The 23,771-nt window shown below is 71.5% G+C and carries 21 protein-coding genes; 9 read left to right on the forward strand and 12 right to left on the reverse strand.

Going from position 1 to position 23,771, the window contains the following annotated elements:
- Positions 1–21: 21 nt before the first annotated feature.
- Positions 22–1,032: an alpha-ketoacid dehydrogenase subunit beta gene (locus tag ACFYOS_RS14850; protein WP_387140541.1), complete on the reverse strand. Its 1,011-nt coding sequence runs from the start codon at positions 1,030–1,032 to the stop codon at positions 22–24.
- Positions 1,029–1,910 carry a thiamine pyrophosphate-dependent dehydrogenase E1 component subunit alpha gene (locus tag ACFYOS_RS14855; protein ID WP_387140544.1) on the reverse strand — a complete coding sequence of 294 codons (882 nt, stop codon included), beginning with the start codon at positions 1,908–1,910 and terminating at the stop codon, positions 1,029–1,031. The genes ACFYOS_RS14850 and ACFYOS_RS14855 overlap by 4 nt, the downstream gene beginning before the upstream one ends.
- Before the next feature lie 576 nt (positions 1,911–2,486).
- Here ACFYOS_RS14855 and ACFYOS_RS14860 point away from each other — a divergent pair.
- Genes ACFYOS_RS14860 through ACFYOS_RS14870 form a run of 3 tightly spaced genes read left to right on the forward strand, consistent with a single transcriptional unit; the run spans position 2,487 to position 5,905 of the window.
- Complete coding sequence (locus ACFYOS_RS14860; RefSeq protein ID WP_387140547.1) at positions 2,487–3,602, forward strand: DegT/DnrJ/EryC1/StrS family aminotransferase; 1,116 nt, start codon at positions 2,487–2,489, stop codon at positions 3,600–3,602.
- Positions 3,603–3,614: 12 nt separating this feature from the next.
- A complete protein-coding gene (locus tag ACFYOS_RS14865; protein WP_387140549.1) occupies positions 3,615–4,892 on the forward strand; it encodes an MFS transporter in 1,278 nt (425 codons plus the stop codon).
- Positions 4,889–5,905 carry a TolB family protein gene (locus ACFYOS_RS14870; protein ID WP_387140551.1) on the forward strand — a complete coding sequence of 339 codons (1,017 nt, stop codon included), beginning with the start codon at positions 4,889–4,891 and terminating at the stop codon, positions 5,903–5,905. Before ACFYOS_RS14865 ends, ACFYOS_RS14870 begins: the two co-directional genes overlap by 4 nt.
- On the opposite strand, the gene ACFYOS_RS14875 is transcribed toward ACFYOS_RS14870, so the two are convergent.
- Positions 5,868–7,121 carry an acyltransferase family protein gene (locus ACFYOS_RS14875; protein WP_387140554.1) on the reverse strand — a complete coding sequence of 418 codons (1,254 nt, stop codon included), beginning with the start codon at positions 7,119–7,121 and terminating at the stop codon, positions 5,868–5,870. The two genes, ACFYOS_RS14870 and ACFYOS_RS14875, sit on opposite strands and share 38 nt — an antisense overlap.
- 197 nt (positions 7,122–7,318) lie before the next feature.
- On the opposite strand from ACFYOS_RS14875, the gene ACFYOS_RS14880 reads away from it, so the two are divergent.
- Positions 7,319–9,109, forward strand: a complete 1,791-nt coding sequence (locus tag ACFYOS_RS14880) for a hypothetical protein (protein WP_387140557.1) — start codon at positions 7,319–7,321, stop codon at positions 9,107–9,109.
- Positions 9,110–9,544: 435 nt separating this feature from the next.
- A complete protein-coding gene (locus ACFYOS_RS14885; RefSeq protein ID WP_387140560.1) occupies positions 9,545–11,230 on the forward strand; it encodes a DUF4082 domain-containing protein in 1,686 nt (561 codons plus the stop codon).
- Here the strand turns inward: ACFYOS_RS14885 and ACFYOS_RS14890 are convergent.
- The 5 genes from ACFYOS_RS14890 to ACFYOS_RS14910 form a co-directional block, all read right to left on the reverse strand.
- Positions 11,227–11,562, reverse strand: coding sequence for a hypothetical protein (locus ACFYOS_RS14890; protein ID WP_387140563.1), 336 nt, complete (start codon positions 11,560–11,562; stop codon positions 11,227–11,229). The genes ACFYOS_RS14885 and ACFYOS_RS14890 overlap by 4 nt on opposite strands.
- Before the next feature lie 13 nt (positions 11,563–11,575).
- Positions 11,576–12,592 carry an SPFH domain-containing protein gene (locus ACFYOS_RS14895; protein ID WP_387140566.1) on the reverse strand — a complete coding sequence of 339 codons (1,017 nt, stop codon included), beginning with the start codon at positions 12,590–12,592 and terminating at the stop codon, positions 11,576–11,578.
- Positions 12,593–12,928: 336 nt separating this feature from the next.
- Complete coding sequence (locus tag ACFYOS_RS14900) at positions 12,929–14,068, reverse strand: DegT/DnrJ/EryC1/StrS family aminotransferase (RefSeq protein WP_387140569.1); 1,140 nt, start codon at positions 14,066–14,068, stop codon at positions 12,929–12,931.
- A gap of 29 nt (positions 14,069–14,097) precedes the next feature.
- Positions 14,098–15,063, reverse strand: coding sequence for an NAD-dependent epimerase/dehydratase family protein (locus ACFYOS_RS14905; protein WP_387140572.1), 966 nt, complete (start codon positions 15,061–15,063; stop codon positions 14,098–14,100).
- Positions 15,060–16,202: a Gfo/Idh/MocA family protein gene (locus tag ACFYOS_RS14910; RefSeq protein WP_387140574.1), complete on the reverse strand. Its 1,143-nt coding sequence runs from the start codon at positions 16,200–16,202 to the stop codon at positions 15,060–15,062. The genes ACFYOS_RS14905 and ACFYOS_RS14910 overlap by 4 nt, the downstream gene beginning before the upstream one ends.
- 276 nt (positions 16,203–16,478) lie before the next feature.
- Here ACFYOS_RS14910 and ACFYOS_RS14915 point away from each other — a divergent pair, with 276 nt between their 5' ends.
- The 3 genes from ACFYOS_RS14915 (at position 16,479) to ACFYOS_RS14925 (ending at position 19,431) form a co-directional block, all read left to right on the forward strand.
- Positions 16,479–17,123, forward strand: coding sequence for an acyltransferase (locus ACFYOS_RS14915; protein ID WP_387140577.1), 645 nt, complete (start codon positions 16,479–16,481; stop codon positions 17,121–17,123).
- A 226-nt stretch (positions 17,124–17,349) separates the two neighbouring features.
- On the forward strand, positions 17,350–17,973 hold the full coding sequence (locus ACFYOS_RS14920; RefSeq protein ID WP_387140579.1) for a hypothetical protein: 624 nt from the start codon (positions 17,350–17,352) through the stop codon (positions 17,971–17,973).
- Between the two features lie 132 nt (positions 17,974–18,105).
- Positions 18,106–19,431 (forward strand): hemolysin family protein, encoded by a 1,326-nt coding sequence (locus ACFYOS_RS14925; RefSeq protein ID WP_387140582.1) that lies wholly within the window; start codon positions 18,106–18,108, stop codon positions 19,429–19,431.
- A gap of 6 nt (positions 19,432–19,437) precedes the next feature.
- Here the strand turns inward: ACFYOS_RS14925 and ACFYOS_RS14930 are convergent, their stop codons facing one another.
- The 4 genes from ACFYOS_RS14930 to ACFYOS_RS14945 all read right to left on the reverse strand — a co-directional run bounded on the left by ACFYOS_RS14930 (position 19,438) and on the right by ACFYOS_RS14945 (position 21,830).
- Positions 19,438–19,755 carry a PRC-barrel domain containing protein gene (locus ACFYOS_RS14930; protein WP_387140585.1) on the reverse strand — a complete coding sequence of 106 codons (318 nt, stop codon included), beginning with the start codon at positions 19,753–19,755 and terminating at the stop codon, positions 19,438–19,440.
- On the reverse strand, positions 19,742–20,122 hold the full coding sequence (locus tag ACFYOS_RS14935; protein ID WP_387140588.1) for a hypothetical protein: 381 nt from the start codon (positions 20,120–20,122) through the stop codon (positions 19,742–19,744). Before ACFYOS_RS14935 ends, ACFYOS_RS14930 begins: the two co-directional genes overlap by 14 nt.
- Positions 20,119–21,345 (reverse strand): NRAMP family divalent metal transporter, encoded by a 1,227-nt coding sequence (locus tag ACFYOS_RS14940; RefSeq protein ID WP_387140591.1) that lies wholly within the window; start codon positions 21,343–21,345, stop codon positions 20,119–20,121. Before ACFYOS_RS14940 ends, ACFYOS_RS14935 begins: the two co-directional genes overlap by 4 nt.
- 101 nt (positions 21,346–21,446) lie before the next feature.
- A complete protein-coding gene (locus tag ACFYOS_RS14945) occupies positions 21,447–21,830 on the reverse strand; it encodes a PaaI family thioesterase (protein WP_387140624.1) in 384 nt (127 codons plus the stop codon).
- Between the two features lie 106 nt (positions 21,831–21,936).
- Here ACFYOS_RS14945 and tyrS point away from each other — a divergent pair, with 106 nt between their 5' ends.
- Positions 21,937–23,220, forward strand: a complete 1,284-nt coding sequence (tyrS, locus tag ACFYOS_RS14950; protein WP_387140627.1) for a tyrosine--tRNA ligase — start codon at positions 21,937–21,939, stop codon at positions 23,218–23,220.
- Positions 23,221–23,771: the final 551 nt, after the last annotated feature.

The raw sequence follows: 23,771 nt of genomic DNA on the forward strand, positions 1-23,771 counted from the left end.
CTCCTTGACGCAACTTTCGGCTCAGACGACCGCGGCGCGCAGAGCCGCCTCGATCCGGCCCTCGCCGACCAGGACCCGGCTCTCCTTGACCTTGGATGACGGGATGACGGCGGGCTCGCTGGCCACGACGTCGACGGGGGCACGTAGCTCCCGGAACAGCCGGCGGGACATCGTCGCGGCCGCCTCGGTGCCCCACGACCAACCCCCGGTGCCCTCTTCCACCGTGACCAGCCGTCCGGTGACGCCGACGGAGCGCTCGACGGGCGCCCAGTCCATCGGAGCGAGCTGAGCCGGCACCAGCAGCTCGACGAAGATCTCTTCCTCGACGGCGAGCCGTTCGACCACCTTCGCGGCGAGCATGGCCTGGTATCCGTAGGCCAGGACGGTCACCCCACACTCCTCGCGGGGCACCGCGGCGAGGCACACCGTCGGCAGCATGCCGGGGCTGGCATCCTGCGTCGCCAGCAGGTCTCCCAACCGACCGTTGGCGGGCACGGTCAGGTGCTGCGGGTAGAGCAGCTTGTGCTCGACGTAGAGGACCGGGCTGTCCTGGGCGAGGAACTCGTCGAAGACCACCCGGGGATCGTGCACCAGCGACGCGGCGACCACCCGCAGATGTGGCACGCCGAGGAAGTGCTTCTCCAGGCTCTGGCTGTGCGTCGGACCGTATCCCCGGTGACCGCCGGAGGGGGCGCGCACGACGACCGGACAGGTCGCCTGGCCGGCGTACATCGCCTGGTATTTGGCGATGTGGTTGACGACCTGATCGAAGACGAGGGTGAGGAAGTCACCGAACATGATCTCGGCGATCGGCCGGTAGCCGGCCAACGCCAGTCCGGCGGAGATCCCGGCGATCGCGCCCTCGCTGATCGGGGTGGTGCGGACCCGGTCCGGAAAAGCGGTGGAGAGCCCCCGGGTCACCTTGAACGCTCCGCCGTACGGGTCGGCGATGTCCTCGCCGAGGACGAGCACCCGGGGGTCGGCGGTGAGGCAGGTGCGGAGCGTCTCGTTCAGCTCCTTGGCGAAGATCACGGCAGTTCCCGCGCCGTCGAAACCACCTGCGCCAGCGCGGCGTCCACCTCGTCGTCGATCATCCGTCGCTCGTCGTCCCCCAGCCGGCGACCGTGGATCAGCAACGGCTCGACGGCCCAGCGGGCCGCGATCTCCTCGGCGGGGCGTTCGTCGTCGCTCTTGGAGTGGTGACACAGCCGGTACGTGTGGATCAGCAGGACCCGGGGACCACCTCCGCCGCGCACCGCGTCGACCTCCGCCCCGGCGGCCTCGCGCAGCTCCATCACGTCGGTGCTGTCGACCTCGCGTACCGGGATGCCGAAGGCCTCGAACCTGCCCGGCATGCTGCCCGCCAGGTTGGCCCCGATCGGCGTGCTCTGCGCCCACCGATTGTCCTCGCAGACCACGAGGAGCGGCAGCCGCCAGAGCGCGGCGATGTTCAACGTCTCGTAGAGCAGCCCCTCGCCCAGGGTGCCGTCGCCGATGAACACGACGCTCACCCGGCGGACGCCGTCCAGTTGCCCGGCGAGGGCTATCCCGGCGGCGGCCGGCACGATGCCCCCCTGGACGCCGTTGGACTTGAATCCGGGCGCGCAGATGTGCTGGCTACCGCCGATGCCCCGACACACCCCGGCGTCCTTGCCCATGATCTCGGCGAGCAGCCCCAGGGCGTCGCCGGTGCGGGCGAGGTAGTGACCGTGGCAGCGGTGGTTGCTGAACACGTGGTCCTCCTCGACCAGGTGCTCCATCACCGCCACCGCGTCGGCCTCCTGACCGATGCACGCGTGGGTCGTGCCATTCAGGACGCCCTCTTCGAAGAGCGAGAGCAGCGTTTCCTCGAAGCGGCGGATAAAGCGCATGCGCCGGTAGAGCCGGCGCTCGTCGGATTCGCCGGGCAATCCGATGAGCCGTTCGTCGACAGGACCCGGAACGTACGGGGAGGTGGTGCGATCAGCACCAGCCGCCGGCCAGAGATCAGGTTCGGCCAGATTCACGCCGCGCCATGTGGTTGCCGTCGACACTGTCCGCCTTCCTATTTCCGCACGACACGCTCGGTGCCATGGTTCGCATTGACCGGGCCTGCCGCGGCCACGTTACCGGGCTTCGTCCATTCGGCAGGAGAAACCTTTATCCATCCCGTGTCGACGGGGATCTCGGGAATCCGACTGAATGGGCAACGGCCCGTGGCCGTGCGGCGGCTCCGGCGCGCCGCCGTCGCTGGCACACTAGCCCAGTCGGCACGGCCCGGGGCGTGACGAGAACCGTTCTGCCGGATACCCGTCACGGTCCCTCCGCAGCCCGCCTCAGTTGGTAGCTTGCCTGCCGGGTCGGCCGGTGCGACCGGCATCCGCACCGGCTCGCCACCCGCCGACCGGTTGCCGTTCGAGGCGCCGGCTCGTCCGGTCACCGTTGGGTCCGCCCGGTCGCTGATCGACCCCTGCCCGCCGCGATCGCGGCAGATGGAGTAGCGCCAGATGATTCCACTCGTCGACCTGCGGGCCGCCCACGCCGAAGTGGCCGAGGACGTCAGCACCGGCTTCAAGCGCGTCATCGAGAACACGGCGTTCGTCGGCGGCGCGGAGGTCGCGGCCTTCGAGCGCGAGTTCGCCGGGTTCTCTGGCGTGCAGCACTGCGTCGGTGTCGCCAACGGTACGGACGCGGTCGAGCTGGCCCTGCGGGCGTCCGGCGTGCGGGCCGGGGACGAGGTGGTGCTGCCGGCGAACACGTTCGTCGCGACCGCCGAGGCCGTGGCCCGGATCGGGGCCCGCGTCGTGCTCGTCGACATCGACCCGGCGACCTACCTCCTCGACGTCGACGCCGCCCTGGCCGCCGTCGGCCCGGCCACCCGGGCGGTGGTCCCCGTGCACCTCTACGGGCAGCTCGCCCCGGTCGAGCGGCTCCGCGCCGGACTCGCCGGCCGCGGCGTTGCGATCGTGGAGGACGCCGCGCAGTGCCAGGGCGCCACCCGCGCCGGCGTCGGAGCCGGCACCGGCGGCGTCGCGGCCACCAGCTTCTACCCCGGCAAGAACCTGGGGGCGTACGGTGATGCCGGGGCGGTGCTGACGGACGACGCCGGACTCGCCACCGTGGTGCGCACCCTGGGCAGCCATGGTGGCCTGGTGAAGTACGTCCACGAGATGATCGGGGTCAACAGCCGGCTCGACGCGCTGCAGGCGGTGGTGCTGCGGGCCAAGCTGACCCGCCTGGCCGCGTGGAACGACGCCCGCCGGGCCGCCGCCGCCCGCTACGACGAACTGCTCGCGCCCCTCGACGTGACGCGTCCGGTCGTCCTCGCCGGCAACGAGCACGTGTGGCACCTCTACGTGGTGCGGATCCCCGGCGGCGCCGGGCGCCGCGACGAGGTGCTTCGGCGGCTGAACGAGGCCGGTGTGGGCGCGGGCATCCACTACCCCTACCCGGTCCACCTGACGCCGGCGTTCGCGGACCTGCCGTACGGCCCGGGCAGCTTCCCGCAGGCCGAGCGGGCGGCCACCGAGATCCTCTCCCTGCCGCTGTTCCCGCAGATCACCGCCGACCAGCAGGCAACCGTCGCGCGCGCGCTCGCGGCCGCGCTGCGGTCAGTGGCCTGACGCGCCCCCGCCATGTACGTATCGGTCCGGGACCGCCCCGGCGCGGATCCGGCCGGCGAGCGCGGCAGCCGGCTGCCCCGGGTCGGCGCCACCGTGGTGCTGCTCGGCGTCGTCAGCCTGCTCACCGACGTCTCGTCGGAGATGGTCGCCGCGGTGCTGCCGGTCTATCTCACCGCCGAGCTCGGGCTCGGTGTGCTGGCGTACGGCCTGGTCGACGGGCTCTACCAGGGCGCCAGCGCGCTGGTCAGAATCTTCGGCGGGTATCTCGGCGACCGGTCCCACCGGCCGAAGTGGGTCGCCACCGCCGGCTACGCCCTCTCGGCGGCGAGCCGGCTGGCCATGCTGCCCGCGCACGGGCTCGGCGCGGTCACCGCGGTGGTGACCGCGGACCGGCTGGGCAAGGGGCTGCGTACCGCGCCACGGGACGCGCTGATCGCGGATGCGTCGGATCCGCGCACGCTGGGCCGTTCGTTCGGCGTCCACCGGACCCTGGACACCATCGGCGCGGCCGCCGGCCCGCTGGTGGCGTTCTCGCTGCTGTGGTTCCTGCCCGGGAGCTACTCGGCGGTCTTCGTCGCGTCGTTCGCGTTCGCCGTGCTGGGCGTTGCCGTCATGGTCCTCTTCGTGCCGGACCGGCGCCGGCCGACGGCGGCCCTGCCGGTACGGCGGGTGCTCCGGGAACTGACCGGTCCGCGGCTCCGGCGTCCGCTGATCGCCGCCGGCGTGCTGGGCCTGTTCACGATCGGCGACGGCTTCGTCTACCTGTCCCTGCAGGATCGCGACCAGTTCGCGGCGAGCTACTTCCCGCTGCTGTTCGTCGGCACGAACGTCGCCTACCTCGCCCTGGCGATCCCGCTGGGCCGGCTCGCCGACCGGGTCGGGCGCGCGCGCGTCTTCGTCGGGGGCCACCTGGCGCTGCTCGTCGCGTACCTGGTCGCCGCCGCACCGCTGGGCGGCCTGGGGGGGACGGCCACGGCCCTGGTCCTGCTGGGTACGTTCTACGCCGCGACCGACGGCGTGCTCGCCGCGCTGGTCAGCCGCCGAGTGACCAGCGACGCGCGGGGGAGCGGTATCGCCGCCGCCCAGACCGTCGTCGTGATCGCACGGTTCGCCGGCGCGCTCGCCTTCGGCAGTCTGTGGCAGCTGTTGGGCCGCCAGGCGGCGCTCTGCCTGCTGGCCGGCCTGTTGATGACGGGAGTGGTGATGGCCGCTTGGCTGCTGTCGGGGCGGGACCGCCCCGATCCCGTGGCGGTGCCCGGGTCCGACGCGGCGGCGGAGGAGCAGCGATGAGCGGGCGGTTACGGGTCTGGACCCTGGCCGTCATCGTCCTGGTCACCCTGCTCGGCACGGTCGGCTACATCTACTCCGTCCGGCGGGAGCAGACCCAGGTCGTGGCGGCGGCGCCGCCGGTGCCCACCGGTTCGGACGTCGCGGCGGTGACCGCCGGCGCCCATGTCGTGTTCCGCAGCACCGCAGCCGGTGACGACTACGGCCGGGTGGCGGTGGTCCCGCTCAGCGACCCGGCCGGGCCCCGGGCGTTCACCCAGGCCGCCTGCGACCGGGTCTACGCCCGGCGCGGCGAGGCGGTGTGCCTGTACGCCAAGCCCGGCCTGGTGACCACGTACCGCGCGCAGGTCCTCGGTCCCGACTGGACGGTGACCCGCGAGCTGCCGCTCGCCGGCGTGCCGAGCCGCACCCGGCTGTCACGCGACGGGTCGCTCGTGGCCACGACCACCTTCGTGGCGGGGCACAGCTACTCCACCCCCGGCCAGTTCTCCACCGAGACCCTCGTGACCAGGGTCGCCGACGGGCACTCCAGCAACATCGAGCACTTCCAGCTGATCGTCCACGGCAGGCGGGTGGCGGCCGCGGACCGCAATCTCTGGGGGGTCACGTTCGCCGACGGGGACACCTTCTACGCGACGGCGGCGTCGGGCGGCCGGACCTGGCTCGTCCGGGGCAGCCTTCGCGAACAGCGACTCGTCGCGCTTCGGGAGGACGCGGAATGCCCGTCCCTATCGCCGGACGGCACCCGGATCGCGGTCAAGACGCGGGCCGGCCAGGCGCCGGGGCACTGGCGGATCGCGGTGTACGACCTCGCCAGCGGCCGGTCGACCACCCTGGCCGAGCAGCGCAGCGTGGACGACCAGATCGAGTGGCTCGACGACCGCCGGGTGATCTACGGCCTGCCGCGGAGCGGGGAGGGACCGTCGACGAGCGACCTCTGGGTCGTGCGCGCGGACGGCGGCGGCGTCGCCGAGTTGTTCATCCGCGATGCGTGGTCGCCGGCGGTCGTGCGGTAGTCGCCTTCTCCGCCGCGACGGCGGCGGGCGCCTTCCCGGTCGCCGGCTCCGGCGCTGGTCGGGAGAGCTTCGTCGTGTCCCGACGGCGGGGCGACCAGCCCTTCAACGCCATCGCCGGCCGCTCCACGACGTGCCAGGACGCGACGGCAAGCGCGACCGTGGCAACGGTGCAGATCGCGACGTAGGGAATCAGGCCGAGCCGTGGCACGCCCACCAGGGCCAGGAGCTGCTGGACCGGGAAGGCGTAGATGTAGCAGCCGTAGGAGTAGTCGTGCCGGCGGCCGACCCGGCGCGTCCAGCGGGGCAGGCGGACCGCCAGCCACAGGACGAGGTAGGCGAAGGCCGGATAGCCCAGCACCGCGAACGCGCCGAACTGGGTGGTGGCGACCACGACGGCAGCGGCGGCGACGGCGAGGCCGTCGTGCAGGACGATCCGCTCCCGGTAGAGCTGGCAGACGGCGCCCAGGAGGAACACGTAGGTCAGGTAGACGAGGGAGTAGCTGTCCAGCCCGCCCACCCCGAAGACCGGGCCGTGCACGCCCTGCGGCCCCGGGATCTCCGGCGCCCGGAGCAGGTCGTGCAGCAGGACGGCGGCCCCGGCCAGCGCGAGGATCGTCACGAGCCACCGGGCCCGGCGCAGCACCCCGACGGCCGCCAACCCGGCGACCAGGAGGTAGCAGAGCACCTCGTAGAGGAGGCTCCAGAGCGAGCCGTCGAAGACCGACGTGCCGGTGCGCTGCCCGTACGGGGTGTCGAGCAGCAGGCCGGAGATGCCGTACTGCCGGATCGCGATGAAGGCGTTGCTGACGACGTACTGGAACGGTCCGTCGGCGGCGCCGAAGAGGCCGCGGAGCGTGCCACGCTCCCACAGGGACACGATCGGGGCGAAGACGAAGGCCGTCACCACCAGGCACACCCACAGGCCCGGCAGGATCCGGAGGCCACGGTGCCAGAGGTAGCGCAGGACCGGGACCCGGGCGCCGCTGCGGGTGATCAGAAAGCCGGAGATGACGAAGAAGCCCAGGATTCCGATCTCGCCGAGCGCCGTCTGGCCGTTCGTGAGGCCGGCGCCCGGGTCGTCCGCGCCGAAGCCGAGCGGCAGCGAATGGGACACGAGTACGGCGAAGGCGAACATCAGCCGCAGAAAGCCGAAGCTGTTGTCCGCCGACGAAAAGGCAGAGGCGAGGTTCTGCCTTGCCCGGATTCCCGCCACCACGGCGAAAGTCAACCACGGCGGGGGAGCAGGGTAGCTGTCTTCCTCGGTCGGGAAGTCGACACCGACGGGCCGGAAATCTGTTACCCCATAACCGCTTTGCCGTATTGGGACGGCTTTCCCTGGGTGTTGGCGAAGATTACGCTGGCCGCCATGTCTGCCCGAGGTGAGACCGCAACGCCGCCCACGGTGCTGCCGAGATGAAGGCGTTCCTCGCCGTCTCGTACGCGCCGGGCAGCCTGACCGCGACCGACGAGGCGTGCCGGGCCGAGGCCCTCGCCCGCCTCGGTGCCGGCGCGCGGATGTTGCCCACCGAGGACGGTTGGCTCGCCTGCCACGGCGCGGACCCGGGCGACCGGGTCGACGACAGCGGCACCGCCTTCACGCTGCGCCTGGGCCGGGCGGCGCGTACCCGGGTCGCCGATGTCACCACCGCCGAGTTGGCCGAGCAGTTGGGCCGGGGCACGAAGGCGGACGGCGGCGCGCTCGCCGCGCTCGTGCCGCCGTTCGCCGCGGCACACCGCTCCAGGGCCGGCGAGCCGATCGTGGCGGCCACGGACTGGCTCGGCTTCCGGCAGCTCTTCTGCTGGCAGGGCGACGGCGTGGCCGCGATCTCGACGAGTGCGCTCGCCCTCGCCGCGCTGGCCGGGGCGGGGCTGGACCACGGGGCCCTCGGCCTGCAGAGCCTGGTCGGCTGGCAGGTGGGGCTCGGTACGGTCTTCGCGCAGGTCGAAAAGGTGCCCGCCGGATGCCTGGCGGTGCTGGACGCGGGCCGGGTGGAGACGCACCGCTACGTGGAGCAGTCGCTCGCCCTGGACGGCCCCGAACCGTCCCTACCCGAGACCGTCGACGAGATGGCCGGGATGCTGCGGGAGTTCCTCGGGGCGTACCTCGCTGACCATCCCAGCACGGTGCTCCAGTTGACCGGCGGCCAGGACACCCGCGTCCTGCTCGCGGCGCTGTCCCCGGCGACCCGCCGCGGGCTCCGCGCGCTCACCCTGGACGTGCGGGGCGGCCGGGACGCCACGCTGGCCCAGAAGCTGAGCGCGCTGGGTGGGCTGGACCTGCATGTCCACTGGCTGGACGAGCAGCCACCGGTCACCCCGGCCGCGGCCCACCGCACGGCGCTGCAGGCGGCGGCGGCGCTGGACTGCATGGCCAGCCCGCTGGCCCTGGCCCCGTTGCTCCTCGCCGAGGGCCACCTCGAGCAGGGGCATCGCCTCTCCGGGCTCGGCGGGGAAGCCTGCCGCGGCTTCTACTACTTCGGCCAGCCCCGCAACGCGACCACCTCGCCGCAGCTGATCGGCCAGTTGGCGAACTGGCGCCTCTACGCGAACGAGGCCGTCGACGCCCGCGCACTCGAACCGGGCTTCGTGGCCGCCGCCCGCACCGACGCGGTCGAACGAATCACGGCATCCTTCGACGGCGCTCCGTCACACTGGCTGCGGGCCACCGACTACTTCTATCTCTACCAGCGCATGCAGCGATGGGCGGGAGCCCACGGCTCGGTCGCGGCCGTCAACCGCTTCTTCATCAACCCGATGTTCGATCGCCGCTTCATCCAGCTGGCGCACTCCGTGCCGCCGGACCAGAAGGGGAGCGGCCTGCTGACCGGGCAGCTCATCCAGCGGCTCGACCGCGAACTGGCCGCGGTGCCGCTGGATTCCGGGCTGGTTCCCGCCCGATTGGGGCAACGCGGCATGCGCGACCGGGCGGCGGCGGCCCGGGTCACCGCCCGAAAGCTCTCCGGCAAGGTCCGGCAGCGGCTGCGCCGTTCCGGCCGGGCGCAGCTGGGCGCGGCCGAGGTGGCGGCGCTCGTGGTCGAGCACTGGCGCAGCGAGCCGGACGTCCTCGCACCGCTGCGGACCACCGGCATCGTCCGGGACGCATGGCTGGACGAGTTGCTGACGGGCCGGCGGGAGTCCGCCCCGGCCACGGTGACCTTCCTGACCAACCTCCTGGTCGCCACCGCGCCGCAGCCCGTCAGCTGAGGCCACCTGCCCGCCGGCGTGCGGCGCACCGTGACCACGGAACCCGCTCCGCGCCGACACCGGGACGAGCCGCTCGCGCATGCCGGCTGCGCGGGGTCATCCATGGTTCAACGTCGATACAGGTGACTTGGCGGCATTTCGTTCGTTGTCTTGGTGTGCCTCGTGCAGGACAGGTCAGGTTCTCGGGCGAGCGTCCTCCCCGATCGCCGAGCGAACCCGGTGCTGATCCCGGCGCCTCCGTCGCCCCCGTGCAGCGTGCGGCGGGTGAATCGCGCGCGTCCGCCGCCGGCCAGGGCTGACGGCGGGTGTCTCATCCGGACCGTCGGCTGATCGCGTCGGACGCACCAGCCGTCGACGCCCGCGACACCGCATCTGCCGTGCCGGCGTTGGCCCGTTCCGGATCCGAGTGACACCACTTGTGGAGAAGGGAACCACATGGTCAGGAAATCGCGAGCGGTCATCGTGCTGGCCGTCGCCGGCGCGGTGGCGATCTCCGGAACGGCGCTGGCGGGTCGCGTAGCGACCAGCCCGGGCGGCGTGGAGACCGCGGCGGTACCCCCCGGAACGTACTCGCTGTGGAGCAGCTCAGCGGTGCCGGGCACGGTGACCGACCCGGACCGGCAGGCCGTGGAACTGGGGCTGAAATTCACCGCCACCCAGGACGGCAGCGTCCTCGGCGTCCGGTTCTACAAGTCGAGGACGAACACCGGCGTGCACACCGGCAGCCTCTGGACGAGCAGCGGCACCAGGCTGGCCACCGTCCGGTTCACCGACGAGAGCCGGTCCGGATGGCAGTACGCCGCCTTCTCGGCCCCGGTGGCCGTCAAGGCCAATGCGCTCTACGTCGTCTCGTACCACACCACCGTGGGCCATTACTCGGCCGACGACCGCTACTTCGCCGCGACCCGCAGCCGGGGCCCGTTGCGCGCGCCGGCCGACGGGTCGCAGGGCGCCAACGGCGTGTACCGGTACGGCGCGGGCGGATTCCCGAACCGGGGCTACCGGGCCACCAACTACTGGGTCGACGTCGTCTTCAAGCCGGGCGCTCCGGCCACGTCCAGTCCCACCCCGCTACCCACGACCGCATCCCCCCGCCCCACCTCGCCCAGTCCCACCCCGACCGCGGCGCCGACGCCCAGCGCCACCCCGCCCGCACCGACTCCGACCACCACCGGCAACCCCGACAGCACCGGCGGCGGCAGGTACCCGCAGCGCTTCTCCGTGGGTGCCCCCGGGGTCGGCAGATACCGCCAGTCCGATGCCCGGCTGCCCGTGCCGGCCGGCTACCAGGAGGTGTTCCCGCACAACGCCGGGAGCAAGGAGTGGGACCTGTACGAGTGCAACGGCACGGTGAATCTCGACCACAAGTACTTCCATGCCTTCATCTACATCGGCACGAACTGTCACGGCACCGTCAACATCACCAACTCCATCATCGCGCCGCCACCGGGTTCCGCCAATCGGGCCATCCTGGTCAACGCGGATTCCTCGGCCAGCCTCCGCATCAACATCAGCAACACGACCATCCGGCCGGAGCCGGTGGGCCTCGGCATGACGAGCGCCCCGTTGACCGAGCACGCGATCAACGACTGCCCCACCTGCACGATCCAGCTCAGCCACGTAGACGTGGCGAACTCCGGCGGCATGTGCCTCTGCGGGGCGAACACCACCATCGAGTACAGCTGGCTCCACGACAACTACATCGCCCACCTGGCCGATCCGTCCCAGGCCCACACCGGGGGCGTCTTCCCCTACGGCGGCACCGGTCCGCTGGAGATCAGCCACAGCCGGCTCGAGCCGGGCGTCAACGCCTACACCGGCGCGGAGATCCCCGACTACTGGCAGGCCATCACCGCCGTGCTCTTCACCCAGAGCGCGGGCGGCTCCCTGCTGCGCAACTACCAGGTCCACGACAGCTTCATCTCGCTCGGGGCCTTCGGCCTGTACGCCCAGGACGGCGAGGGGCTGCGCCTGCGCGACAACGTGTTCGGGCCGACGCACTGGGGCTACACGAGCCGGTGCGGGTCGGGATGCGCCGTCACCTTCGCCGACTGGACGAACAACGTCGTGGGCACGATCGACGGCACCCCGACAACGCAGCTGGTACCCAGACCCGCCTAGGTGTACTGCCCGGGGAGGTGGGTGCCACCGCCGTTGAGGTGGTACGCCCGCTCCTCCGCGCTCTCGCGCGCCCGCAGAAACCGGTCGCTCCATTCCGGGTCACCGTCGGCGATGCGATCGACCACGTGCTCGTCGAGCACCCGTCCATCCGGCGGTACGAGCCCGACCGCGACCACCGTCTGTCCGTTCCGCCCGTAGTGCAGGACCTGCCAGCGCGCCGCGCGGGTCGCCCGTCGGCTGCGCCGCCCAGCGATGGCCGCCAGCAGGAAGTAGCAGCTGACGGCAACGACCAACGTGACGCCGACGGCGAGCAGCAGGGTGAGGGCCCGCACGGCGACCTCCGCCTCACTTGAGGGGTACGGTGGCGCCGGCCCCGGGAGCGTAAGTCGTCACTCCTGGAGGTAGCGCCTTGATGATGTCGATCTGGGCGCACGCGGAACAGGCGTCGTACCCCTGCTGCCGGGTCTTGTTGGCCTCCGCTTCCGCCTTGGCCTGCGCCACCCGTGCCTGGGACTCGCTGACCTGCGCGTACGCCGCCTGGGCTTTGTTCACCGCATCCTGCACTGTCTGCGGCAGGGTGACTCGGGCCAGGTTGAACTTGATGCCCTCGAAGAAGTTCCCGCCCAGCATCTCGGCCAGGTCCTTGGGGAGGCTGCTGTTCACGGCTTCCTGCACCTTGGCGATGTTCGTGTTGTTGGTCTGACCTCCGGTGTCCGGATTGGCGGGTGCCGGTGTTCCGGTGCGCTGCGCGCCGTTCTGGACCAGCGCGCAACTGGAGACCAGCTCCGCGCAGCGGAAGCTGTTGATCTGGATGCGCAGGTCGTTGTCGATCACGGGGCGGACGATCGCGTCGAGGAAGGTGCTCCAGCCCTCGTCTCCGTCGTAGGCGTAGCGCAGCTGGCCGTCGACGCCGCGGAACTGCCGGGTGCCGAACTTCGTGTCGAACGCCTTCAGGGTGTCGGGGTCGAGGTTGAGGGTGAAGTAGATGGTGCCCTCGATGCCCATTTCCACCCCGTCGCTCGACGGTGTGTTCACCACGTCAACGCCGGTCCGATCGCCGCGCTTGTTGTCGGACGTGATCGTGTAGAAGCGCTGCTGGGCGGGGTAGCGGTGGGTGGTGGAGTACGTGCCCGTCCAGGTGAGACCGGAGGCCGGCGGGATCACCTGACGCACCCGGTTGTTGTCGAACCAGCCGCCGTTGCGGACCACCCCGACCTCGCCGCCGGCCGTCTTGTCAAAGCCGCCGATGACAGCGGTGAGGGCCACGATCAGCACGACCGCGCCGGCCAGGACGGCCCCCGTGATCGGAAGAACTCGCCGCGGTTCGAACCCCACCGACGATCTGGTGCGCGGTGTGGCCATGGTGCACGCTCCCTCGCTGGTCATCGGGCCATCTGCCCGTCGCGATCAGGTTGGCAGCCAGTGTCAAGACCGTCAATCGACACCGGCTCCTTCCCGAGCATGCGGCCTGGAAGCTGCTGGCCGGCGCGATGAGCACCAAGCCGGACGAGGACGAACGGAACGCCGCTGACTCCGGCGGGTACGCGGCGGCGACTGCGCCGCTACGCCCTATCCGCCCCGCGACAGATTTTCGCCACTGACAAGAGCATGATCGACAGGACAAGCCCCAGGCGGCGGCCCGGGGCGGGCGGGGAGGTACCCGCCCGCCCCGGGTTCGGCGGCCGGTGAGGACCCGACCTAACGGCGGGCCAGCTTGCGGAGCACGGCCACGATGTGGTCCTGGTCGTCCCCGGTCAGCGCGTGGTGCAGCGGCAGGATGAGCGAGTCGCGGGTCAGCCGCTCGGTCACCGGCAGCGGCGCGGGCGTCACGTCGGCGTAGGCCGGCTCCAGGTGGGCGGCCATGATGCCGCGTCGGGCCGACACCCCGGCGGCGGCCAGCTCGGCGAGCACCTCGTCGCGGCCGGTGCCATACTCCGGGTCGATCAGCAGCCAGAACGACTGGAAGTTGGTCTCGCCGTACTCCGGGTCTCGGATCGGGGCCAGCCCCTCGATGTCGGCGAGCAACTCGTGGTAGCGGGCCGCCAGCGCACGCCGGTGAGCCACCAGATCCGCGAGGCGGCCGAGCTGCACGAGACCGATCGCCGCCTGGATGTCGGTCATCCGGTAGTTGAAGGCGGTCTCCAGGTAGGCCTCGAGTACCGGCTGGGCGCTGGCGTGCCGGTCGGCCGCGGAAACGTTCATGCCGTGTTCCCGCAACCGGCGCAGCCGGGCCGCCCACTCCGGATCGTCCACGGTGACCATCCCGCCCTCGCCCGTGGTCAGCAGCTTGCGAGGATGGAACGACCAGGCCGAGATCGTCGCGCCGGCGCCGACCGGCCGTCCGTACGCCGTCGACCCGGCGGCACAGGCCGCGTCCTCGATCAGCGGCAGCCCCCAACGGCCGGCGGCCTCGCGCAGCGCGGCGACGTCGAACGGTACGCCGCCCTGGTGCACCGCGATCACCGCCCGGGTCCGGGCGGTGCGCACCGCGTCGATCGTGGCCACCGTCAGGTTGCCGGTGCGGACGTCGACGTCGGCGAAGACCGGGGTGGCGCCGACGTAGCGCACGGCGTTGGCGGTGGCGATGAACGAGAACGACGGCACGATCACCTCGTCACCCGGGCCGATCTCCAGCACCACCAGCGCCAGATGGAGCGCGGTCGTGCACGAGCTGACGGCCACGCCGTGGCCGGCGCCGACCAGCGCGGCGAACTCCTGCTCGAACCGGGCCACCCGAGGCCCCTGGGCCACCCAGCCCGACCGTACGGCGTCGGCGGCGGCCTGCGCTTCCTCCTCGCCGAGCCGGGGGATCATCACCGGGATCCGGGCGCCGCTCACTGAACCGCCTTTTGTCTCACTCCTCGCGCTCACTTCTCGGCCCGCCACCAGTCGACCAGCCCCTGAAGCCCCTCGTGCAGGCCGATCTCGGCGCGAAAACCCAGCTTCTCCGCGGCGGCGGTGGTGTCGGCCAGCCGGCGGGTGACCCCGTTGACCGCGCGGGCCGGACCGTGCTCGGGGGCAAGGTCGGACTTCATCACGTCGCTGAGGGCCTGGGCCAGCTCCCGGAGGCTGGTCTCGGTGCCGCTGGCGACGTTGAACACCTCGTCGGTGACGTCCGCCCGGGCGGCCAGAATGTTGGCCCGGGCGATGTCGGCGACGTGCACGAAGTCCATCGTCTGCAGGCCGTCGCCGAGGATCAGCGGGGCGACTCCCGACTCGATCCGCTCCATCCAACGGATCAGGACCTCCGTGTAGAGGCCGTGGATGTCCATCCGGGGACCGTAGACGTTGAAGTAGCGCAGGGCGACGTAGTCCAGGCCGTACATGCTGTGGAAGCTGCGCAGCATGCCCTCGTTGAACGCCTTCGCGGCGCCGTAGAAGGTGTCGTTGTGATAGGGGTGGTGCCGCTCGTTGGTCGGGAACTCGTCGGCGAGCCCGTACACGGAGGCCGACGAGGACAGGATGACCTTGCGGACCTGGGCGGCGGCCGCCGCCTCCAGCACGTTGAACGTGCCGTCGACCAGCACCTCGTTGGCGAGCCGGGGCTCCTCGGCACACTGGGTGATGCGAATGGCGGCGAGGTGGAAGACCAGATCCTTGCCCCGGGTGAGCTCGTGCACGAGGGCGACGTCGCGGATGTCGCCCTCGACGAGGCGGACACTGCCGTGCGGCAAGGCTCGGGCGAGGTTCTCCCGTCGGCCACGGACGAAGTTGTCCAGGACGACGACCTCGGCCGCACCGCTGGAGACCAGCTGGTCGACGACATGGGAACCGATGGTGCCCGCCCCACCGGTGACCAGGGCCCGTGCCCCGGCGATCTCCACCGCGCTCATGCCGTTACTCCGCTTCGCGCCGCGCCGCCCGGAGCCATTGCCGCACCAGGTCCGATGATTCGCCTGCTCACTTCTGTCCATTCGCTGAGATCGACCACTTTTCCGCCATCGGCGAGGCTACGAGAGGCAGCCTCCAGAATGGCCATCACCCGCAGGCCGGACCGGCCGTCGGTCAGGGCGGGCGTGCCGGTACGGATCGACCGTGCGAACTCCTCGACCATGGTGCGCAGCGCCTCCCGCTCCGTCAGCGCCGGCGCCACCATGTCGCCCGAGCGGTACGACACCAGCATGTCCCGGCGCTGCTCGTCGCCGAGCTCCTCCGCCGAGGCCACGTCGACCCCGCGGTCGAAGATCGAGAGCCGCTGGCTGGGGTTGAGGTCGTCCCAGACCAGCGTGCGCTTCGACCCGCCGATGATCGCGGTCCGGATCTTCACCGGGGAGAGCCAGTTGACGTGGATGTGTGCGATCGCACCGGTGTTGAGGTGCAGGGTCAGGTAGGCGACGCAGGCCCGCCCCGCCCCGATCCGGTCCGCGCCGTGCGCGGCCACGGCGACCGGCGCCACGCCGGACGGGAGGATGAAGTCGAGAATCGACAGGTCGTGCGGTGCCAGATCCCACATCACGTCGATGTCGCGCTGGACGAGGCCGAGGTTGATCCGTACCGAGTCGAGGTACTGCAGCTCGCCCAGTTCCCCGCCGTGCAGCAGTTCGCGGATGCGCAGCACCGCCGGTGTATAGCAGTAGGTGTGGTCGCACATCAGCGACAACCCCTTCCGCTCCGCCTCCGCCACCAGCGCGCGCCCCTGCTCGACACCGGCCGCCAGCGGCTTCTCCACGAGCACGTGCTTGCCGGCCCGCAGGGCCGCCATCGCCACTTCGAGGTGGGTGCCGGCCGGCGTGGCGATGGCCACCGCGTGCACGCTGTCGTCGGCCAGCACCTCGGTCAGGTCGTCGGTCGCCTGGACCGTCGAGTAGTCACCGAGCACCCGTTGAGCCCGGCGCACCTGGAGGTCGCAGAGCCAGCGCAGCCGGAATTCCGCCGAGGATTGAAAGTTGCGGACAAGATTCGGTCCCCAGTAACCGGCGCCGATGACGGCCACGCCGATCGGTTCGCCGGCGGCAGCGTGCGATGAGTTCACGGATATCCGTTTCGCTAGTCAGGACAGGACCATTCGCTGACGAGAGAGTTGGTGGCGACGTCCATTCGGCAAACTACCGAGGCCGTCGTCGGATACGCCAGCGTCGACCCGGAATTCCGGCGGTGCCGCCGGGGTCAACCGGTCCGTTTGGTTTGCCCACCCTCCTCGAATGGCCCCTTCTGCGGGCGCTGGGTCGGCTTTCTGACATTGGCCTTGTTGTCGGCCGTCTACCGTTTCCACCCGCACAAAAGATCACCACATCGGAAGGAACGAGAGATGACGGACGCCCACGGGGCACCGCGCGACGGTGCGCGGATCGCTGCGACGGCCGATGTGGATGATCGTGCCGCCATCCGCCCCGGCACCCGCGTCTGGCACCTGGCGCAGGTCCGCGAGCACGCCTCGGTCGGCCGGAACTGCGTGATCGGCCGCGGCGCGTACGTCGGGCCGGGCGTCCGCCTGGGCGACAACGTCAAGCTGCAGAACTACGCCCTCGTGTACGAGCCGGCGGAACTGGCCGATGGCGTCTTCGTCGGGCCGGCCGCGGTGCTCACCAACGACGAGTACCCGCGCTCGGTCACCCCGGAGGGGCGGCTCAAGAGCGGCGACGACTGGACCGCGGTCGGCGTGGTGGTCGGTGAGGGTGCGGCGATCGGAGCGCGGGCCGTCTGCGTGGCGCCGGTCTCGGTCGGCCGGTGGGCGCTGATCGCGGCCGGTGCCGTGGTCACCAACGACGTCCCCGACTTCGCGCTCATGGTCGGAGTTCCCGCCCGCCGGATCGGCTGGGTGGGCCGGGCCGGTCAGCCGCTCGTCGCGAAGGACGACGGCCGGTGGATCTGCCCACGTACCGGGGCCGAGTACCGCGAGGACGAGGGACGGCTGATCGAACTGACCCCGGCCGGGCAGCCGGCGCGGGCGTGACGTTTTCATTCGGTGCCGGCCGGGATTCGGTCACCGCCGCAAATGCCCCGAACGCAGCAATGAGTCGGAAAGGCTCCGCGGTCAGGGCGGGCACAACAATTGTGCCCAGGTATTCGTATTTCCACCCGACGTCACGGCGTACTTCCTGGCGTTGACCTCTGCTGCCGGTCGGCGGGGAAGGCGTCCCACCGACGGGCCCGAGCCGGAAGGCGCTACCCTCGCCCGCGTGAACTGGCTGGAACTCGTCGGCTGGGCCGGCTCCGCGCTGCTGGTCTGGTCCCTGCTGCAGACGCGCATCCTGCGGCTGCGCGCGCTCAATCTGCTCGGCTGCCTCATCCTGATCGGCTACAACGCCGCCGTGCGGGTGTGGCCCATGGTCGGGCTGAACGTCGTGCTCGCCGTGATCAACGTCTGGTACCTGCGGAAGATGCTCGCCACCCGGCACGACGAGCAGACCTACCAGGTGGTCGAGGTGGGCACCGACGACGCGTTCCTGGCCCACACCCTGCGGGTGCACGCCGCCGACATCGCCCGGTTCAACCCCGACTTCCGCTGGGACCCGGCCGTCGGCCGGTCGGCCTTCCTGGTGGTCCGCGCCGACGAGGTGGTCGGCGTGGTGGTGTCGCACGCCGAGGCCGGCGGGGTCGCCCAGATCGACCTGGACTACGTCACCCCACCGTTCCGCGACTTCACCCCCGGCGAGTTCGTCTACCGGCGCAGCCGCCTCTTCACCGACCGCGGCTTCCGCCGGGTGGTCAGCCCGCCGGGCATGGTCGCGCCGTACTACCACCGGCTCGGCTTCCGCCCGGAGGGCGACGCGTACGTCCTGGACCTTCCCGCGACCGCCTGACGGGGACGCCGCGCCTGGGAGGATTCAGCGACCCGCCGGCGGGGCACAGAGGGGCCGACGCCGGCCGGTCCCCGGACGGCGACGGGCCGGCCACGGCGGCCGCCCCGGGTCCGTCGAGGGAGAGAACCGGGCGTGCAGAGCTACTGGAGCCAACTGGCCCTGGTCGGAGTTCTGGTGATCGTCAACGCGGCCTTCGCCGGCAGCGAGATGGCGCTGGTCTCGCTGCGGGACAGCCAGCTCCAGCGCCTGGAGGGGACCAGCCGCGCCGGCCGCACCCTGGCCCGGCTCGCCAAGGACCCGAACCGGTTCCTGGCCACCATCCAGATCGGCATCACCCTGGCCGGGTTCCTCGCCTCCGCCGCCGCGGCGGTCTCCCTGGCCAAGCCCCTCGTGCCGCTGCTCGCTGTGTTCGGCGAGGCCGCCGAGACGATCGCCATCGTGGCGGTCACCCTGGCGCTGACCTTCGTCACCCTGGTCTTCGGGGAGCTGGCGCCGAAGCGGATCGCCATGCAGTCCGCCGAGCGGTGGGCGCTCGTCGTGGCCCGCCCGCTCGACCTGCTGGCCAGCCTCACCCGGCCGGCGGTCTGGGCCCTCGGCGCCACCACCGACCTGGTGGTACGCCTCCTCGGTCTGAACCCGAAGCACCAGCCCGACGAGATCGGCCCGGACGAGCTGCGCGAGATCGTCGCCGGCAACCACGGCTTCACCAAGGAGCAGCGGATCATCATCGCCGGCGCGGTCGAGATCGCCGAACGGCAGCTGCGCGCGGTGCTCGTACCCCGGTTGCAGGTCTTCACGCTGGACAGCGGGACGACCGCGGAGGCCGCCCGGCTGCTCCTCGCGGCGACCGGCCACTCCCGGGCGCCGGTGGTCCGGCACGGCGGCCTGGACGACGCGGTCGGCGTGATCCACCTGCGCGACCTGGTCGGCGTCCCCGAGGACCGGCCGGTCGACGAGATCGCCCGCCCGCCGATGCTGCTGCCCGACTCGCTGCCGGTGGTCGACGCGCTCCGCCAGTTCAAGGCGGAACGCCAGCACATCGCCCTGGTGGTGGACGAGCGCGGCGCGGTGGACGGGATCGTCACCCTGGAGGACATCCTCGAGGAGATCGTCGGGGAGATCTACGACGAGACCGACCGCGACCTCAGCTCGGTCCGCACCGAGGACGACGGCACGCTGGTCCTGCCCGGCACCTTCCCCGTGCACGACCTCACCGATCTCGGCATCGAACTGCCCAACCGGCCGGGCGGCGACTACACCACCATCGCCGGGCTGGTGCTCATCTGCCTGGGACACATCCCCACCGTGGCGGGGGAGAGCGCCACGGTCGACGGCTGGGACCTCGCCGTCGCCGGCGTCGACCACCACGCCATCACCGAGGTCCGGGCCCGCCGGCGGGCCCGCCGCGACCGGCACGCCGACGCCGACGCCGCGGTCCTCGACGAGGCCCGGGGCTGACGCGGGTCAGCCCTTCCCGCCGGGCCGGCCGAACGGGAAGCCGGGCACCGGCGGCCGGAGCTGCACCCGGTCGGTGGGGATCTGGTGGGTGCTGCGGCCCAGCACCCGGGCGGCCGCCCGCAGCAGCCACGGCCCCGACGGGTGCAGTTCCGGCGCGACCAGGCGACTGGTCACCCGGGTCCACCAGTGGCCGGCCACGATCAGGTCGGTGATCCGCAGCCGGTCCGGCGGCCAGCCGCCCCGGACCACCACGTCGACGACCCGGCCCAGCCGCCGTCCGTGCAGGTCGTACGCGGTCCGGCCGAGCAGCTCACCCGCTCGCACGGTCCGCCCCCGGAATCCGGTCGATGAGGTGCCGGCGCAGCCACGATTCGACCGGCGGCGGCGGCAGGTCCGCCGCCGGGCAGCGCAGCCGGACCGCGCTGTCCACGTGCGCCACCAGGGTGAGCGGGATGCACAGCGGCGGCGCCGGCGGATGGTCGGTGAACCGGTCCGCGATCGCCATCAGGATTCGTCCGACCCGGCCGCCGATCCGCTGCCCGAGCGCCCCCCGCCCGGTGAGCAGGCAGTCCACGTACGGGAGGCCGTCGGCGTCGACGGCGAACGCGATGTCGTCGACCCGGCCGACCAGCCGGCCGTCGACGTCGACGATCTGCCGGTCGAGCAGTCGCTTGGCGAGCTGGAGCCTCAATGTCCCATCCTCGTGATGATCGCCAACGGGATCGCCGCCACCGACGCGGCGACGATGAGCAGCAGAAACAACGCGCCGAGCAGGTTCATCCACCGCCCGTTGACCCGGTCGCCCAGGTAGCTGCGGTCGTTCGCCACCACCAGGATCGGCAGGTACGTCAGCGGCAGCACCACCGCGCTGAGCACCAGCATGTACTCGGTGAGCCGGATCGGGTCCACGGTCGTCATCAGCATCAGCATCCCGAGCAGCACGCTGACCAGCAGCACGCTGTGGAACCGGGCGGCCTCCCGGGGGCTGACCCGCTTGCCCCACTGCCAGCCGAAGTACTGCGCCGCCGCGTACGCGGCCGACAGCCCGGTCTCCAGCGCGGCGCCGAACGTCACCGCGAAGAACGCCAGCACCGCCACCGCCAGCCCGGCCCCGCCCAGCGCGGTCACCACCGGCCGGGCCACCTGGTCGAGCGTGTCCAGCGACGTCCCCGACGGGTGGTACGCCACGGTCGCCACGGCGATCAGCGACAGCGCCAGGAACCCGCCCACCGGAAAGCCGATCAGCACGTTCGAGCGGGCGTGGGCCAGGTCCGCCGCACTCCACTTCTCCTCCACCCCACCGGAGGAGAAGAAGAAGACCTCGTACGGGCTGACCGTGGAGGCGAACAGCGCCACCGCCACGAACCAGTACACCGACCAGCTTGCCCCGTCGGAGCTGAGGTACAGGGCGCCGTGCCCCAGCTTCGCCCAGTCGGTGGGCAGGGCGAACAGCGCGACGGCGAAGACCAGCAGGGCCATCCCGGCCAGGCCGAAGATCCGCTCGATCAGCTCGAAGCGCAGCCGCCACAGCACCAGCCAGACCGCCACCGCGGCCGCCGGCACCCAGAGCAGGTAGCTCAGGCCCGTCGCCAGTTGCAGCGCCAGGGCCACCCCGCCCAGCTCGGCGGCCAGCGTGATCACCGTGACCAGCCAGGACGCGACCAGGTTGAGCAGCGCGACGCGCGGCCCGAGCCGCTCCCGCACCAGGTCGAACACCGCCCGGCCGCTCACCGCCGCGATCCGGCCGGCCATCTCGGCGTACGCGCAGATGCCGAGCACCCCGACCAGCAGCACCCAGGCGTGGGCCATGCCGAAGCGGGCGCCGGCCTGGCTCGCCGCGACCAGGTCGCCGATGTCGACGAAGCCGCCGATGGCGGAGAGGACGCCCAGCGTGGCGGCGAGGAGCTTCCTCACGGCGGGTCGGGAGCGGGCGGTCTCATCGACGCGACGATATCCGCGTCAGATGCCTCTTTTTGGGTGAATCGACCAGGCCGCCGCCCCCGGTCCCGGCCGGGTCAGGCGGCGGTGAGGTTCTGCAGCCGCACCTGGCCGCGCGCGACCAGCCGGCCACCCTCGTCGGCGATCTCCACCAGCCAGAGCTGCTGGCTCCGGCCCCGGTGGATCGGGGTGCCGACCGCGGTCAGGTCTCCGTCGCGGACCGCGCGCAGGAAGTCGGTCTGGTTGGACACGCCCACCACCTGGCCCTTGTCGCCCAGCCACAGGGCGCCGCCGATGCTGGCCGCCGTCTCCACCACCGAGCAGTAGACCCCGCCGTGCTGGATTCCGTACGGCTGGTGCAGCTCCGGGCGAACCTGCCAGCGGATCACCACCCGGTCCCCGCTGACCTCGTCGAACTTCAGGCCCAGCAGGGCGACGAAGCCCCCGGTCAGGTCCGGCATCTCCACGGCAGCCCCTCCTCGCCTCGACGGAGCCGTCAGCCTAGTCGGCCCGCCGTGGGCAAACCCGCTACGGGCCGGCGCCCCTGATGAGGGAGAATTGGTGACCGTGACCGACAGCAACGTCCCGCACGGGCGGGACTCCCTGACCGAAGACCTGCTGTGGCGGGGCCTGATCCAGGACTCGACCGGCGTTGACGAGCTTCGCGAGCTGCTCGACGGCGGGAACGCCACCTTCTATGTGGGCTTCGACCCGACCGCGCCCAGCCTGCACGTCGGCCACCTCATGCAGGTCACCACGGCCCGCCGCTTCCAGCTCGCCGGGCACCGGCCGCTGCTGCTGGTCGGCGGTGCCACCGGCCAGATCGGCGACCCGAAGGAGAGCGCCGAGCGGACCCTGAACCCGCCCGAGGTGGTCGAGGGCTGGGTCCGGCGCATCCATGACCAGCTCGCCCCCTTCGTCTCGTACGAGGCGGAGAACGCCGCCCGGCTGGTGAACAACCTCGACTGGACCGGCGAGATGTCGGTGGTGGAGTTCCTCCGGGACGTCGGCAAGCACTTCCCGGTGAACAAGATGCTGGCCCGTGAGGTGGTCAAGGCCCGGCTGGACAGCGGCATCAGCTTCACCGAGTTCAGCTACCAGCTGCTCCAGGCCAACGACTTCTTCGAGCTGCACCGCCGGTACGGCTGCCAGCTCCAGTACGGCGGCTCGGACCAGTGGGGCAACATCACCGCCGGCGTGGACTACATCCGGCGTCGGGGCGCCGGGCCGGTGCAGGCCTTCACCACGCCGCTGGTCACCAAGTCGGACGGCACCAAGTTCGGCAAGACCGAGGGCGGCGCGGTCTGGCTCGACCCCGAGATGACCAGCCCGTACGCCTTCTACCAGTTCTGGGTCAACGCTGACGACCGGGACGTGACCCGCTACCTGCGTTACTTCAGCTTCCGCTCCCGGGAGGAGCTGGAGGAGCTGGAGAAGGCGACGGCCGAGCGTCCGCAGGCGCGGTTGGCCCAGCGGGCCCTCGCCGAGGAGCTGACCGCGCTGGTGCACGGCGAGCGGGAGATGGCGCAGGCGGTGACGGCCAGCCAGGCCCTGTTCGGGCGTGGTTCGCTCGACGAGCTCTCCCCGGAGACCCTGCGGGCGGCGCTCACCGAGGCCGGCCTGGTCCACCTCACCGAGCTGCCCGACGTTGCCGGTCTGCTCAAGGAGTCGGGGCTGGTGCCGAGCATGAAGGAGGCCCGACGGGTCATCGCCGAGGGCGGCGCGTACGTCAACAACAACCGCATCGCCGAGGTGGACGCGACCGTCTCGCCGGAGGACCTCCTGCACGGGCGGTACCTGGTGCTGCGCCGCGGCAAGCGTTCGTTCGCTGGCGTTGAGCTGCGCAAATAGCCGTACGTCGACAGTGTGACGCGGGACGCGCCCAGGGGATTTGACGATCAAACCGCTGGGCGCGTAACTTTCTCTCTGCCAGCGCGGAACGGACGAAACAGGGCGAAAGACCTGGGAGGCCGGAGCGCAGATCCTGACGACGGGCGGTGCCCCGGATTCGCCGTGAGGCGGATTTGGCGAGGCGGAACCGACCGGGTAAGGTTCATCGGCCGGCAGGGAAACGGACGAGCAAGCGGGAAACCGCAGCGGCCGTTCTGCCGAAATCCTTGAAGCGCCCGGCGCGAGCCGGTCGAATTGGGGTGCCCGGCAAAAGGGGTGGAAGCATGTTAAACCGCGAAACACCGGTTTGACACGGCAGAAATCACCGGGTAACGTAGTAAAAGTGCCCGGCGCGAGAGCGGCGGGTGTGGTTGGACGAAATGCCCCGGATGGGGGTCCTCCTGGTGGGGGGTTTCCGGATGGTGTGTGGTTGTTCTTTGAGAACTCAACAGGGTGCTTGATAAGCCAGTGCCAATTGTTTTATACCCCGGACTGGTCAGGCTTCGGTTTGG

It is taken from the genome of Micromonospora sp. NPDC005806, assembly GCF_042871425.1.
Taxonomy (GTDB): Bacteria; Actinomycetota; Actinomycetes; order Mycobacteriales; family Micromonosporaceae; genus Micromonospora.

Coding starts and splice junctions, on each gene's coding strand:
- ACFYOS_RS14860 (WP_387140547.1), top strand. CDS start 2,487: ATGATTCCACTCGTCGACCTGCGGGCCGCCCACGCCGAAGTGGCCGAG.
- ACFYOS_RS14865 (WP_387140549.1), top strand. CDS start 3,615: ATGTACGTATCGGTCCGGGACCGCCCCGGCGCGGATCCGGCCGGCGAG.
- ACFYOS_RS14870 (WP_387140551.1), top strand. CDS start 4,889: ATGAGCGGGCGGTTACGGGTCTGGACCCTGGCCGTCATCGTCCTGGTC.
- ACFYOS_RS14880 (WP_387140557.1), top strand. CDS start 7,319: ATGAAGGCGTTCCTCGCCGTCTCGTACGCGCCGGGCAGCCTGACCGCG.
- ACFYOS_RS14885 (WP_387140560.1), top strand. CDS start 9,545: ATGGTCAGGAAATCGCGAGCGGTCATCGTGCTGGCCGTCGCCGGCGCG.
- ACFYOS_RS14895 (WP_387140566.1), bottom strand. CDS start 12,592: ATGGCCACACCGCGCACCAGATCGTCGGTGGGGTTCGAACCGCGGCGA.
- ACFYOS_RS14905 (WP_387140572.1), bottom strand. CDS start 15,063: ATGAGCGCGGTGGAGATCGCCGGGGCACGGGCCCTGGTCACCGGTGGG.
- ACFYOS_RS14915 (WP_387140577.1), top strand. CDS start 16,479: ATGACGGACGCCCACGGGGCACCGCGCGACGGTGCGCGGATCGCTGCG.
- ACFYOS_RS14945 (WP_387140624.1), bottom strand. CDS start 21,830: ATGCCGGACCTGACCGGGGGCTTCGTCGCCCTGCTGGGCCTGAAGTTC.